Source organism: Kribbella sp. NPDC056951, assembly GCF_042674205.1.
Lineage (GTDB): Bacteria > Actinomycetota > Actinomycetes > Propionibacteriales > Kribbellaceae > Kribbella > Kribbella yunnanensis.
The window spans coordinates 20,259-34,171 of record NZ_JBHUQZ010000015.1; the positions used below are offsets into that span (position 1 = coordinate 20,259).

The 13,913-nt window shown below is 67.3% G+C and carries 14 protein-coding genes; 7 read left to right on the forward strand and 7 right to left on the reverse strand.

The genetic code is table 11. From position 1 onward, the window contains the following. Positions 1-10: 10 nt before the first annotated feature. Genes ACFTSF_RS36540 through ACFTSF_RS36550 form a run of 3 tightly spaced genes read left to right on the forward strand, consistent with a single transcriptional unit; the run spans position 11 to position 2,992 of the window. Complete coding sequence (locus ACFTSF_RS36540; protein WP_344144078.1) at positions 11-1,297, forward strand: pitrilysin family protein; 1,287 nt, start codon at positions 11-13, stop codon at positions 1,295-1,297. Beyond that, positions 1,294-2,643, forward strand: coding sequence for a M16 family metallopeptidase (locus tag ACFTSF_RS36545; RefSeq protein WP_380159584.1), 1,350 nt, complete (start codon positions 1,294-1,296; stop codon positions 2,641-2,643). Before ACFTSF_RS36540 ends, ACFTSF_RS36545 begins: the two co-directional genes overlap by 4 nt. 10 nt (positions 2,644-2,653) lie before the next feature. Then, positions 2,654-2,992 carry a DUF4190 domain-containing protein gene (locus ACFTSF_RS36550; RefSeq protein WP_380159586.1) on the forward strand — a complete coding sequence of 113 codons (339 nt, stop codon included), beginning with the start codon at positions 2,654-2,656 and terminating at the stop codon, positions 2,990-2,992. A 1-nt stretch (position 2,993) separates the two neighbouring features. Here ACFTSF_RS36550 and ACFTSF_RS36555 read toward each other — a convergent pair whose 3' ends face one another. The 3 genes from ACFTSF_RS36555 to ACFTSF_RS36565 all read right to left on the reverse strand — a co-directional run bounded on the left by ACFTSF_RS36555 (position 2,994) and on the right by ACFTSF_RS36565 (position 5,015). Beyond that, on the reverse strand, positions 2,994-3,767 hold the full coding sequence (locus tag ACFTSF_RS36555; protein WP_380159588.1) for a DUF4190 domain-containing protein: 774 nt from the start codon (positions 3,765-3,767) through the stop codon (positions 2,994-2,996). A gap of 56 nt (positions 3,768-3,823) precedes the next feature. Continuing rightward, positions 3,824-4,249 carry a CBS domain-containing protein gene (locus tag ACFTSF_RS36560; protein WP_344144070.1) on the reverse strand — a complete coding sequence of 142 codons (426 nt, stop codon included), beginning with the start codon at positions 4,247-4,249 and terminating at the stop codon, positions 3,824-3,826. A gap of 121 nt (positions 4,250-4,370) precedes the next feature. After that, on the reverse strand, positions 4,371-5,015 hold the full coding sequence (locus ACFTSF_RS36565; protein ID WP_380159590.1) for a DUF4386 family protein: 645 nt from the start codon (positions 5,013-5,015) through the stop codon (positions 4,371-4,373). Positions 5,016-5,145: 130 nt separating this feature from the next. On the opposite strand from ACFTSF_RS36565, the gene ACFTSF_RS36570 reads away from it, so the two are divergent. The 4 genes from ACFTSF_RS36570 (at position 5,146) to ACFTSF_RS36585 (ending at position 9,784) form a co-directional block, all read left to right on the forward strand. Beyond that, positions 5,146-7,059, forward strand: coding sequence for an ATP-binding protein (locus ACFTSF_RS36570; protein WP_380159592.1), 1,914 nt, complete (start codon positions 5,146-5,148; stop codon positions 7,057-7,059). Then, positions 7,047-7,691, forward strand: coding sequence for a response regulator transcription factor (locus ACFTSF_RS36575; protein ID WP_380159594.1), 645 nt, complete (start codon positions 7,047-7,049; stop codon positions 7,689-7,691). The genes ACFTSF_RS36570 and ACFTSF_RS36575 overlap by 13 nt, the downstream gene beginning before the upstream one ends. A 174-nt stretch (positions 7,692-7,865) precedes the next feature. Beyond that, positions 7,866-9,095 carry an MFS transporter gene (locus tag ACFTSF_RS36580; RefSeq protein WP_380159596.1) on the forward strand — a complete coding sequence of 410 codons (1,230 nt, stop codon included), beginning with the start codon at positions 7,866-7,868 and terminating at the stop codon, positions 9,093-9,095. Then, a complete protein-coding gene (locus ACFTSF_RS36585) occupies positions 9,092-9,784 on the forward strand; it encodes a hypothetical protein (RefSeq protein ID WP_380159598.1) in 693 nt (230 codons plus the stop codon). The genes ACFTSF_RS36580 and ACFTSF_RS36585 overlap by 4 nt, the downstream gene beginning before the upstream one ends. Before the next feature lie 115 nt (positions 9,785-9,899). On the opposite strand, the gene rfbB is transcribed toward ACFTSF_RS36585, so the two are convergent. The 4 genes from rfbB to ACFTSF_RS36605 form a co-directional block, all read right to left on the reverse strand. Continuing rightward, entirely contained in the window at positions 9,900-10,910 is a 1,011-nt protein-coding gene (gene rfbB, locus ACFTSF_RS36590) for a dTDP-glucose 4,6-dehydratase (protein WP_380159600.1), read from the reverse strand. Then, positions 10,911-11,783, reverse strand: coding sequence for a glucose-1-phosphate thymidylyltransferase RfbA (gene rfbA, locus ACFTSF_RS36595; RefSeq protein WP_380159602.1), 873 nt, complete (start codon positions 11,781-11,783; stop codon positions 10,911-10,913). It abuts the gene before it with no gap. Between the two features lie 356 nt (positions 11,784-12,139). Then, positions 12,140-12,967: a carbohydrate ABC transporter permease gene (locus tag ACFTSF_RS36600; protein WP_344144058.1), complete on the reverse strand. Its 828-nt coding sequence runs from the start codon at positions 12,965-12,967 to the stop codon at positions 12,140-12,142. Next, entirely contained in the window at positions 12,964-13,890 is a 927-nt protein-coding gene (locus ACFTSF_RS36605) for a sugar ABC transporter permease (protein ID WP_344144057.1), read from the reverse strand. Before ACFTSF_RS36605 ends, ACFTSF_RS36600 begins: the two co-directional genes overlap by 4 nt. Positions 13,891-13,913: the final 23 nt, after the last annotated feature.

A 13,913-nucleotide genomic window follows, 5' to 3' on the forward strand; every position in this document is an offset into this window, starting at 1 on the left:
GGGTGGCCGCATGCCCTTGAACTACCCCCTTGCGGAGCAGACGCTCGACAACGGCCTGCGGGTCGTCGTGAGTTCGGACCGCGCCGTACCCATCGTCGCCGTCAACCTCTGGTACGACGTGGGTTCGCGTCACGAGCCACCCGGTCTGACCGGTTTCGCGCACCTGTTCGAGCACCTGATGTTCCAGGGGTCGCGCAACGTGCAGTCCGGTCAGCACTTCAGCCTGCTGGAGACTGTGGGCGCCAGTCTGAACGCGAGCACGTTCTTCGACCGCACCAACTACTTCGAGTCGCTGCCGAGCGGCGGTCTGGACCTGGCCCTGTGGCTGGAGGCCGACCGGATGGGCTATCTGCTCGACGCGCTCAACCAGGAGAACCTGGACAACCAGCGCGACGTGGTGAAGGAGGAGAAGCGGCAGAGCTACGACAACCGGCCGTACGGCGACTCGTACGAGCGGCTGGTCCGGCTGCTGTTCCCCGAGAACCACCCCTACGCGCACATGACGATCGGCTCGATGGCCGACCTGGACGCGGCCTCGCTGGAGGACGTGCACGCGTTCTTCCGCACCTACTACGGCCCGAACAACGCCGTTCTGACGATCGTCGGTGACGTGTCGGTCGAGGACGCGTTCGACGCCGCCAAGCGGTACTTCGGCCATCTCCCGGCGATCCCGACGCCGCCGCCCGCTCCGGACGGCACGATCGGGCCGCTCACAGAGGTGCTGCGCGACGACGTGACGGACGACGTACCGTCCGATCTGATCACCATGATGTTCCGGCTGCCGCCGGACGGGACGCCGGAGCTGGATGCGGCCGGGCTGGCGCTCGACGTACTGGCTGCCGGTCAGAGCGGCCGGCTGAACCGGCGCCTGGTCCGCGACGAGCAGATCGCCCAGTCCGTCTCCGGTGGGGCGCTCCCGCTGATCGGTGGGGTGTCCTTCGGCACCCTGACCGGGATCGCCTCGGACGGTATCGACCTGCAGAAGGTGGAGGACGCACTGCTCGAGGAGGTCGAGAAGCTCGCCGAGAGCGGTATCACCGCCGACGAGCTGGCCACCGTCCAGGCACAGGCCGAGCGGGACTGGCTGGAGCAGCTGTCGACCTGTGCGGGCCGCGCTGACGAGATCTCGCACCACGCGCTCCTGTTCGGCGACCCGAACCGGATCAACACCCGGATCGACCAGGTCCGCGCCGTGACGGCCGAGCAGGTCCAGGCCGCGGCCCGGGAGTGGATCCGCGCATCCGGTCGTGCCCAGGTGACCTACCGCCGTACCGAAGACGATGGAGCGGAAGCATGAGCCAGAGCCTGACCACTCCGCCACCGGTCAGCCCGCCCGGCCCGTGGAAGTTCCCGGAGTCGACCACCACGACCACCAGCGCCGGTACGCCGGTGCACATCTTCGACCGCCCTGGCCAGTACGTCGCCACTGTCCGGGTGACCGTGGCGATGCCGCTGTTCGCGGAGCCGCGGGAGCTCGAAGGGGTCGCGACGATCATGTCCCGCACCCTCGACGAGGGCACTGAGCTGCACTCGGCGAACGACTTCGCAGCGGCCCTTGAGCGGCACGGAGCGGCGTACGGCGTCGATGTCAGTTCGGACGCGTTGCACGTGGAGATCTCGGTCCCGGTGTCGCACCTGGCTCCGGCCGTGAAGCTGCTGGCCGAGGCGGTCACCCGGCCGGCGTTCAACGTCGCCGATGTCGGGCGGCACGTGACGATCCGGCTCGGTGAGATCAACCAGGAGAAGGCGAACGCCGGCTACCGGGCCCGCGAGGCCTTCGCCGCCTACCTGTTCGACGCGTCAACCCGGCGCTCCCGGCCGACCGCAGGGACGCCGGACACGATCCGCCCGCTGACCAACGTGCAGGTGGCCGAGTTCTACCGGAACAACATCGGTCCGGCGCGCGCGCAGATCCTGTTCGCGGGTGACGCGACCGGTGTGGACGTGGCTGCGATCCTCGATGACGCGTTCGGCGACTGGCGGGCCGAGGTCGGGCCCGCACTGGAGACTCCCGAGCCGCTGTACCTGTCGGGTGACCGCGTGGTGCTGGTGGACCGGCCGGGCTCGGTGCAGAGCCAGCTGGTGATCGGCTGCGCCGGTCCGGACCGTCGTAGCGCTGCCTGGGGCCCGGCCGCCGTGGCGAATCACGTGGTCGGTGGAACCATCACCTCCCGCGTGGACACCGTGCTACGCGAGGAGAAGGGCTACACGTACGGCACGCGCAGCAGCTTCGCAGCGCCTCGCAAGGGCGGCACGTTCACGCTGGGCGGCGCAGTCCGCACCGAGGTGACCGGTGCGGCGATCGGTGACGCACTGCGGATCCTCCGTGACGCACGGGACGGGCTGACCGAGCAGGAGGTCCAGGAGGCCAAGGACAGCCTCACGCTGACCGCACCGCTGCGCTACGAGCAGGCGGACTCGATCATCCAGCAGGTGGCCAGCAACATCGCGAACGGCGTACCGATCGACTTCGCCGACACCTACATGCAGCGGATCGCCGCCACCACCGCCGAGCAGGCCACCGCGGCGTACCGGGAGTACGTGGGAACCAACGGGCTACTCGTTGTCGTCGTAGGGGAAGCCAAGGACGTCAGGCCGCAGCTCACCGAGCTCGGACTGGGGGACCTGATCGAACTGACCTGAGGAGCACAGGATGTCGTACACCGACGCCACCGACCGGACGCACACGTTCTACCCGGTCCAGCCCGGTTCGCCGCACCAGCCGGCGTACGGCATCCTCCAGGACAACTCCCAGGCGACCGTCGCGGTCGTCCTGGGAGTGATCGCCCTCTGCACCGGCCTGATCTTCCTGTCGCCGGTCGCCTGGTGGCTCGGCAGCCAGTCGCTGGCCGAGATCGACGCGGCGCCCGGCGTCTACAACAACCGCGGGATGGCGCAGGCCGGCCGCATCCTCGGCATCATCGGTACGGCGCTGATGGCCGCCGGCCTGCTCTTCTTCGTCCTCATGCTGACCACCTTCGTGGCCATCTGAGTTACTTGCTCGGTACGACCAGACAGGTAGTCCCGCGGTCACCGAGCCGCCAGCCGCTCTCGATGGGGTGCAGGTAGAAGATGTCCGACGGCTTGGTCTCGTTCCGCTTCAGGGCGTCCCAGCGGCTGCTGCAGCCCGTCTCGGCCGCGGTCTGCACGGCAGTCAGCCCCGGCCACTTCCCGGCCGGCAACTGGAAGATCGCGTAGACCTCACCGCCGTTCGGACCGCTGCACGGCACCAGCTTCAGGCCCCGGACCTCCGTGGCCTCCTGGAGGCTCTCGACGCAGTCGCCCACCTTCAGCTTGGTCGGCTGCACGTTCGTCGTCGTGGTCACCTGCCCCGAGGCGTCCCGGTCCGGCTCGCTGTCGGTCGTCAGCGCGACCGCGATCCCGATGCCGAACAGCAGCACCCAGGCGCCCGAGATCGCGATACCGGCGATCGCGAGGCCGCGGCCGTTCTGGTTGCGCTCCTTGATCTGGCGCAGCGCGATGATGCCCAGGATGACGCTGAACAGCACCATGCTGACGATGCCGAGGATCAGCGACGCGATCGCCAGCCCGTTGGTGCCCTGCGGCGGCCCCTGCTGATACGGGTTGCCCTGGATCGGCGGCATGCCGTACGGCGACGGCTGCTGCCCGTACGGCGCTTGCTGCCCGTACGGCGCTTGCTGCCCGTACGGCGGTTGGCCCCCGTACTGCGGTGGTCCCGGCTGCTGCGGACCGGGGTAGGGCGGCTGGCCGCCGGGAGGCCCGGCCGGGGGTGGTGTCTGACTCATGATCGGACTGTAAGCCCCACGGACCGAACCTGTCCGGAATAACGGCCTGACCGGTATTAACTGGAGATGTAGTTGGACAGCTGTTCCTTCTCGAACTCCAGCTCACCGATCCGCGACTTGACCACGTCACCGATGCTGACCAGCCCGGTCAGTGCCCCGTCCACGACGACCGGGACGTGCCGGATCCGGCGGTCGGTCATCAAGCGCATCAGGTTGTCGATCAGGTCGTCCGGCGTACAGGTGTGGACCTCGGCGGTCATGATCGCGCTGACCCGGACCTCGCCGGCCTCCGGCGTCCCGTTCAGCAGGCGGACCACATCGCGCTCGGAGACGATGCCGGCCACCGATGACCCGTCAGCACTCACCACCACCGCGCCGATGTTGTGTTCGGCCAGCAGGGCAAGGAGTTCGGTGACGGTGGCTTGCGGCGGGATGGTGACAACCTTGTGCCCCTTGCCGCGCAGTACGTCGTTGATCTTCACGGAGCCTCCTGCAGATCGAGGGGGGACCAATACCCCAAGGTAGCGAAAAGACCACTGACGCGGCAGGTCTCATCTCAGAAACACGGGGTGACGACGATGTCACCCCGTGTTGTGAAGGTCTTCACAAGGTGCCGACGGCAACGGACTCGCTCTGTTCGGTTTCCTGGGTTGCCCCGAGCGCGACCCAGAGCAGCCCGATCAGCGCGAGGATCGCAGCGCCGACAACGAAGGACACCAGCGGTCCGGGCGCGGTCAGCATCAGGCCGGCTCCACCGATACCTGCGACCAGTGCGGCCGCCCGCGGGACCCTGCGGCTGCGGAACAGCCCGATCCCCAGCAGGACCGATCCGATCGCGCCGATCAGCAGTGCGAGCACGAAGGACGCGAAAACGGGCGCATTGTTGAGCCGCTCGAGCAGTGCGGCGGCTGCCGCCCGATCACTCTCCTGGGCGAGCCGACCGGCCACCATGGCGAACACCGCCACCGCGAAGATCCCGAACGCGCCGACCACGCTCAGTGCGGCACCAACGGTTCCGAGGCGGTTCCGCGCGATTCTGGCCAGGCTGAGCGCAGTGGCGACGTACAGGACTGCGCTGGCTGTGGCGAGCAGGGCGCCGAGGTCGTTGCGGGCACTGGCGTCCGCGAGTGCGTTCAGGTAGCGCGTGGTGTCGAGCTGGTCGGCTTTGTCCTGGTACTGCGGTGTCATCAGCGCCCGCGCGATCACGGCGACGAGCGGCGCACTGAGCAAGGTGACGAAGAGCTTCATGAGTTCCTCCCCTGATTAGGTACGTCGACTCTCCCGCCGTACGGCGTCCTGGCGCTTCGGAGCGGTCCCGGGACTTCGGCTCAGGGTCTGCCCCGAAGACCTGGACTGGTTTCGGTGTCACCATCGGCGTGTGGGGGTACTCCGGAGTCGCTTGCTCGCGACCACCGCATGCACGCTCGTGGCTGCGGTGGTCGCGGCTGCGGTCGTGGTCGACCTGCCCGACTCACGCCTGTTCGGGCTGGACGATCTGCCGTTCCTGGTCGCACTGGGCAGTGCGACGGCGGTCGGCGCCGTACTGGCGTTTCACCGGCCGGGGCATCCGGTTGGGTGGCTGTTTCTCGCACTTGGCGGCAGTTTCGCGCTGACCGGGCTGTTCGAGGCGTACGCGCACCCGCTAGCTGAGGTCACGTTCATCGCATGGTTCGTCCTGCTGGCCGCGATCCTGCATCTGACGCCGACCGGGCAACCACTGTGGCGCTGGGTCCTCCCTGCGACGATCGGCGTCGGTACGGCGTGGTTCGTCACCGCACTGGTCGATCTGCAACCGCTGCGCACCGTGGCCGGCGTACTGACTGCAGTCGGGCTCGTAGCCGCCGGCTTCTCGCTGCTCGTGCGCTTCCGGCGTGCCGACGCGGTGGTACGGCGACAACTGCTGTGGCTGGCCGTGGCCGTCGTACCGCTGCCCGCCTTTGTCGTGGTTGCCTTCTACGCCTCGGATGACCACCCGGTGCTGCTGTCGATCGCCACCAGCGGTTTCATCGTGCTGATCCCGATCGCAGCCGGTCTGGCGATCGCGCAGTACCACCTGTACGACGTCGAACGCATCCTCAGCCGCGCTGTCACCTACCTGCTCGTCTCAGGCATCCTCGGCTTCACCTTCGCCGCCGTAGCCTTCACCGCCGGCCGCCTAGCCGGCAGCCGCAGTACCTCCCAGATCCCCGCGATCGCCGCCACCCTGGCCGCAGTAGCCCTGGCGGGCCCCCTCTACCGAGCCTTTCAAGAGGCGGTAGACCGCCGCTTCAACCGCCGCCGCTACGACGCCCTAGCCATAGTCCGCGCCTACATCCACACCCCCAACACCCAACCAGTAGAAGCCGTCCTCCAAAACGCCCTCCACGACCCCACCCTCCACATCGCCTACTGGATCCCCAACCGAGCCCAATGGGTAACCCACACAGGCCAACCCATCGCCACCAGCCCCACACCACCCTCGCCCACCACCCCCGCCCAAGCACCTCCCCCTTCACTCGTCCCCTCTCCCACCACCACCTCGCTCGCTGGCACCCTCCAGCCCACCTCCATCGTGGTTCGGCGGTCTGACCGTGATGTCGCTCGGATCACCATCAGCCCAGGCACCGACCCCGAGATCGCCCGTGCGGCCGCGACCGAGGCCCTCTCCGAACTCGAGAACGCCGGCCTCCGCGCAGCGATCAGCCTGCAACTCGTTGAGGTCCGCGAATCCCGCGCCCGGATCGCGACCGCTCAACTCACCGAACGCCGCCGGATCGAGCGCGACCTGCACGACGGCGCCCAGCAACGCCTACTCGCCCTCGCACTCAACCTCCGCGCCGCCCAACTCAACGGCACCGCCCTCCCCGCAGCGATCGACGACGCGATCGCCGAACTCCAAGGCTCCGTAGCCGAACTACGCGCCCTCGCGAACGGCCTCTACCCCGTCGGCGACAACGGCCTAGCCCCAGCAGTCGACGAACTCACCGGCCGCCTACCGTTGCCAGTAGCAACCACCATCACCGACCGCCGGTTCACCCCGGCCGTCGAAGCGACCGCCTGGTTCATCATCTGCGAGGCGCTGACCAACGCCGTCAAACACGCCGACGCCACCCGGCTCGCGGTATCGGTCGCCGTCGACGGCGACAGCGTCGTCGTACAGATCGAGGACGACGGACGCGGCGGCGCAGACCCAACAGGCACCGGGCTACGCGGCATAGCGGACCGCGCCGAAGCCGCCGGCGGCCGCCTCACCATCGAGGACCGCCCGGGCGGCGGCACCCGAGTGACCGGGGAGCTGCCATGCGAGTCGTGATCGCCGACGACTCCGTCCTCCTCCGCGAGGGTCTGGCGCGGCTACTCGCCGAGGCCGGAATCGAGGTCTGCGCCCTCACCGGCGACGCTGAAACCCTCGAACAAGCCGTCGCCGAACACTCCCCCGACGTCGCCGTGATCGACATCCGCATGCCCCCGACGTACACCCACGAAGGCGCCCGCGCCGCCACCCGCCTGCGCGAACGCGACCCCGCCCTCGGCATCCTGCTGCTCTCCCAGTCCCTCGAGAGCCAGTACGCCGCCGACCTGGCCCGGCGCTCACCGCGCGGCTTCGGGTACCTGCTCAAGGACCGAGTGGTCGACGTCGCCACCCTCGTCGACACCATCACCCGCGTCTCCACCGGCGGTACCGTCCTCGACCCCGACGTCGTCAGCCATCTCCTCGGCCGCCAAACCACCCGCAATCGCCTCGCCGTCCTGTCCGACCGCGAACGCCAGGTCCTCGAGCTGATGGCCCAAGGCCGTTCCAACCAAGCCATCTGCCGCCAACTGACGCTCACCCCGAAAACCATCGAGAGTCACATCACCAGCATCCTCACCAAACTCGACCTCCCACCCCAGTCCGACGACCACCGCCGAGTCCTCGCCGTCCTCGCCTTCCTCAACCCGTGAAGCGGACCGCCCCCACTCACCAACCTCGTCCGCGCCACCCACTTCACGCTCAGCGCCGCCTCTGCAACCCGCCGCCAGACGAGTTGGACAGTGTTAGCGGTCCGCTAAATCCGTCGGCCGATCAGCCGATCCGCCCGTAGGATCGCCGGGGTCCGGGACGAGCGAGGGAGAGCAATGAGCTGGCGGCAGGATCTCGCCGTACTGCGGCACCGGGATGTCCGCCTGTTCGTCACATCCCGGTTCGTGTCGATCCTCGGGTCGACGATCGCGCCGGTCGCACTCGTGTTCGCCGTACTGGACGTGTCGCCGTCACCGAGCTCGGTCGGCCTCGTGCTCGCGGCTCGGAGCATCCCGAACATCGTCTTCCTGCTGGTCGGCGGCGTGATCTCGGACCGGCTGTCACGCCGGCTCGTCATCCTGGTGGCCAACACGGTCAGCGGGCTCACCCAGGCGCTCGCCGCCGTACTGGTGCTGTCCGGTCATGCGACGATCTGGCAACTGGCCGCGATCGAGGCGGTCAACGGCGCCGCGTCCGCGTTCGTGATGCCGGCGATGACCGGCATACTCCCGTCGATCGTCAGCAAGGGCGACCTCCCGCAGGCCACCGCGATCTCCGGCTTCGCCCGGTCGTCGGCGATGATCGGCGGCGGCGCGGTGGCCGGTGTCATCGTCGGGCTGACCGGCCCGGGAATCGGACTGGCCGTCGATGCCGTGACCTTCCTCCTCGCCGCGGCTCTGATCTCCCGGCTGAAACTGCCACCCGTCGTACGGCGAGTCTCCTCGATGATCACCGACCTCCGCGAAGGCTGGAGCGAATTCGCCTCCCGGCAATGGGTGTGGGTCGTCGTACTGGCGTTCGGTCTGCTCAACGTCCTGTTCACCGCCTGCTACCAAACCCTCGGCCCGGTCATCGCCGACCGCACGTTCGGCCGCGCCGGCTGGGGCGCGGTGAGCGCCTGTTTCGGCGCCGGCCTGGTGATCGGCGGCCTGCTGATGCTCCGCCTCAAACCGCGTTACCCCCTCCGGGCCGGGATGGCGGGAATGTTGCTCGCGGCGCCGATCATGCTCTGCCTCGCCCTGTACCCGAACGCGATCGCCGTCGCCGTCGCCGCGTTCGTGATGGGCCTCGGGTTCGAGATCTTCGGGATCGGCTGGGAGACCGCACTCGGTCAGCACGTCCCCCTCGACAAGCTGTCGCGGGTCTCGTCGTACGACATGCTCGGCTCGTTCATCGCGAACCCCGTCGGTCAGCTGACCGTCGGCTACGTCGCCGCCGCCATCTCGATCAAGGCCGTCGAGCTGTACGGCGTGACGCTCTACCTCCTGATCACCATCGCAACCCTCGTCGTACCGTCGATCTGGAACCTGCGGCGACTGGAGCAGGACACTAAGCTGACCGCGTGAGTTCAATCGTGCCGGGTCCGCAGAAGAAGCTCGAACAAGAGATCGACGCCGCCCGTTCCGGCGCCAAGCCGTTGTCGGCGGGCGATCTGAACCCGTCCGCGCCTCAGCACGTCGGCCTGAGCGGTCTCGACGAGTGGCCGGACGCGCTGCGCGCAACGGTCGAAGCCGACTACGAACGCACCACGGCGCTCACCACCAACCGCCGCAAGACGGCTGACAACTTCGTCCCCGACCTGCTCAAGGGGCTCACCGAGCTCGTCGACCAGATCGACACGCACCTCCAGTCGATCAAGCCAGGCCTGTTCGGCAAGAGCACCCCGACCGAACCGCCGTCCACCGACCTGGCCGAACTGCTGGGCCTCCCCACCGACGCCGTCTCCGCGACGCCCGGCCGCTCCGAGCACAAGGAAGCCGCTCGCACCCTCAAGGCGATCCGCGACCAACTCAAGTCCCAGGAACGCCACCCCGACCCGCTGGCGCGCGAAATCCCCATCGACCACGCGAAACTCACCCGCCTGGTCACCTTCACCGTCCGCCTGGCCGTCATCCTCACCCAGGCCCCCGAAGCGGCTCCCCTCATCCCCACCGCCCTCGAAGCCTTCGCCGAAGGCACCCCCGACCCCCAGGTCGACGAAACCTTCGCCGAGAAACTCGAGTTCTGGCAAGAAACCTACGAGGACCTCACCTAACCGCCGTACCGAAACCGGGCCACCGCCACAACGCATTTGGTGGGTGAACCCACCAAGTGTGGGGTTCCCACCCGGGAATCCGGTGGGGGAACCTCCCGTTTGGTGGGTGCACCCATCAAACGGGGTCGGGTGGACGGGCGGGGGTGTCGGCGTAGCGGGCTTCGGTGGCGATTTTCGCGGCTTGCCACCAGGGTTCGTGGTCGCGGTACCAGGTGATGGTTTGGGCTAGGCCTGCTTCGAAGTCCTGGTACTGCGGGGTCCAGCCGAGCTCGGTGCGGAGTTTGGTGGAGTCGGTGGCGTAGCGGAGGTCGTGGCCGGGGCGGTCGGGGACCAGGTCGTAGGCGTCGGAGGGTTGGCCGAGGAGGCGGAGGATCGTCTCGGTGACCTGTTTGTTGGAACGCTCCTGACCGGAGCCGATCAGGTAGGTGTCGCCGAGCCGGCCGTTGGCCAGGATCTTCTGTACGGCGGCATTGTGATCGTCGACGTGGGTCCACTCGCGGACGTTCGCGCCGGCGCCGTAAACCTTCGGACGGATTCCCGTGAGCACGCTGGTGATGTGCCGCGGGATGAGCTTCTCGACATGCTGGTACGGGCCGTAGTTGTTGGCGCAATTGGAGATCGTGGCGGCGATCCCGTACGAACGGGTCCACGCCCGGACCAGGTGATCAGAGCTCGCCTTGGTGGCCGAGTACGGCGACGACGGGTCGTACCGCGTTTCCTCGGTGAACCGCGTGCCGGTGTCGAGCGGCAGCGCGCCGAACACCTCGTCGGTCGAGATGTGGTGCAGGCGGACGTCGTACCGGCGTACTGCCTCGAGGAGGTTGAACGTGCCGACCACGTTCGTCCGGACGAACGGCGCCGGATCACCGAGCGAGTTGTCGACATGCGACTCGGCTGCGAAGTGGACGACCACATCCGCCTGCCCGACGAGCCGATCCACGACCGAGGGGTCGGCGATATCGCCTTCGACGAACTCGACGTGATCGGCCACCGGCGCCAGGTTGCGGACATCCCCGGCGTACGTGAGGGCGTCCAGCACAGTGATGCGCCCGTACGTCGAGATGGCGCTCTGCACGAAGTTGGCGCCGATGAACCCGGCTCCCCCGGTCACCAGCATCCGGTCCATCTATCGCACCAGGTTGTTCTGCGGCTGTTTCAGCAACGCCAGCAGGTATTCGCCGTACCCGGAATTGCGCAGTGGTTCGGCGAGCAACCGAAGGTCGTCGTCACTGATGAACCCCTGCCGCCAAGCGGCTTCCTCGACACAACCGACCTTCAGCCCGGTGCGATTCTCCAGCACCCGCACGAAGTCGGAAGCATCCGCCAAGGATTCGATCGTCCCGGTATCCAGCCACACCGACCCGCGATCCAGCTGATGCACGTGCAGTTTGCCGCGCCGCAGGTACTCCCGATTCACATCGGTGATCTCGAGCTCGCCCCGAGCACTCGGCTGCAACGAACGCGCGATCTCCACCACGTCGTTGTCGTAGAAGTACAACCCGACCACCGCGAAGTTCGACCGCGGCTCACTCGGCTTCTCCTCGATCCCCACCGCCCGCCGATCCGCATCGAACTCCACCACCCCGTACCGCCGCGGATCCGCCACCGTATAAGCGAAAACCACCCCACCCTCCGGATCCCCACCGGCCGTCAACCGGTCGCCGTAGAACAGGTTGTCGCCAAGAATCAGCGCCACCCCATCGTCCCCGATGAACTCCTCCCCCACCAGAAACGCCTCGGCAATTCCGTTGGGCCGAGCCTGCACCGCATAACTAAAGGTGCACCCGAATTGCGCCCCATCCCCCAGCAGACGAACAAAACTCGCGTTGTCCTCCGGCGTGGTGATGATGAGGATCTCGCTGATCCCCGCACTCATCAACGTGGAGAGCGGGTAATAGATCATCGGCTTGTCATAGATCGGCATCAGGTGCTTCGAGATCCCTCGAGCCATCGGATACAACCGCGTCCCCGACCCACCGGCGAGCACAATCCCCTTCATCAAGCCTCCTCCCCCGCACCCTAGGACGGCTACTTGCCCCCCGCAATCACCCCGGCGAGTCGCCCAACGACAGGACGTATACGCCGATCCAGCCCCAAACCCGCCCCCACTGAGCCTGGAGACTCCACCCAGCAGACATATACGTCCTGTCCGTCGGAAGATCGCCGGCCGCCGCACACTACCGGAGGCGACTGCGCCCGCCACGGGGAAGAACCCCTTGCGCCGCCACTCCCCACCACTCATCCCCATGCTCGGCGCGAATCGCCTTCCATCCCCACCACGCTTCGCACTCGCCGAAGGCGGCAAAGGAAGAGCCGCCGCGCAGCGGTGTCCGTGCGCGGCGGCTGATGTGTGACCTAGCCCTTGATGGCGCCGCCGAGGGCGAAGGCGCCGCCTAGTTTCTTGCTGAGGAGGAGGTACAGCAGGAGGACAGGCATGGTGTAGATGAGGGAGTAGGCCGCCAGCTGGCCGTAGTTGGGTTCGCCGTATTGGCCGAAGAAGGTGAAGATGCTGACTGAGGCGGGGAGGCGTTCGGGCGAGAGCAACAGCATGAAGGGGACGAAGAAGTTTCCCCACATGCCGATGAAGGTGAAGATCAGCACCACGGCGATTCCCGGCCACATCAGTGGGAGCACGATGCTTTTCAGGGCTCGCATGTTGCTCGCGCCGTCAACCCACGCCGCCTCTTCCAGCGAGATCGGTACGCCGTCCATGAACGTCTTCGTCAGCCAGATCGCGAACGGCAACGAGCTCGTCGCCATGAACATGATCGTCCCACCCAGCGTGTCCACCAGGTTCAGCTGAACGAACAACCCGTACACCGGCACCATCACCGCGGTGATCGGCAACCCAGTACAGAACAACACCGTCAACAAGAACGGCCGGTTGAAGCGCGACTTGAACCGCGACAGCGGGTACGCCGCCAGCACCGCACACACCATGGTGAGCAACGCCGACCCGCCGCACAGCACGATGCCGTTGAGCACCGGCCGGTACGTCGTATCGGTGTTCAGCACCGCCTTGAAGTTCCCCAACGTCGGGCTCGTCGGGAACTCGACCCGCAGTCCCGCCGTCCGGTTGATCGAGGCGAACAGCACCCACAGCAAGGGGAGCACGAACAAGATGCCGATCGCCAGCAGCACCAAGTTCGAGGTCAGCTTGCTGAGCCGGTCCCGCGCAATCACGCTGCCTCCGAGTTGAGTCCACGCAGGTAGATCAGCGAGAAGACTGCGCCGATCGCCAGCATCACCAGGGCGATCGCGGTCCCGTAGCCGATCTGGGAGAAGCTGAACGCCTGCTCGTACATGTACAGCGGCAGCGTCTGGGACTTGGTCCCGGGACCACCGCGGGTCATCGCGTAGATCAGACCGAACACGCTCAGCGTCTGCAGCGTGATCAGCATCAGGTTGGTGAGGATGGCCCGGCTGATCATCGGCAGCGTCACGAAGATGAGTCGCCGCCAGCCGCCGGCGCCGTCCATCTCGGCCGACTCCTCGATCTCCTTGGGGATCTCGCTGAGCGCCGCGGAATACACCAGCATCGAGAACGCCGTACCGCGCCAGATGTTGGCCAGCGAGACCGCGATGATCGGTGCCGCGTACAACCAGTCCTGGCCGGGCAGGCCGACCGCGTGCAGCATCACGTTCAGCGTGCCCTCGTCGTTGAAGAACGCCGACAGCAGGTACGCCGCCACCACCTCGGGCAGCACCCACGCACCGATGACCGCCGTACCGACGAAGTTCCGGACCACCTTGTTGCCCTTGCGCATCAGCAACGACAGGCCGAGCCCGAGCGTGTTCTGCCCGATGATCGCGGAGATCAACGTGAACACCAGAGTCAGCCAGATCGCGTTACTGAACGCACCACTACCGAACGCCTTGCGGAAGTTGTCCAATCCGACGAACGTCACGTTCGCCGCACCGGTACCGGTGAGCGCCATGTTCGTGAACGCGGCGTAGATGCAGTACAGGATGGGGCCGGCCAGGAACACCAGCATCAGTCCGATGGCCGGCGAGAGCGGCAGCATCTTGATCAGGTTCGCGGCCCGCGGTTTCCCGCTGCGCCCAGGCTTGGGCGCAGCGGGAGTCGGGGCGACAGTCGTCGTCACAGGGGAGATTCCTTCGCCGAGGG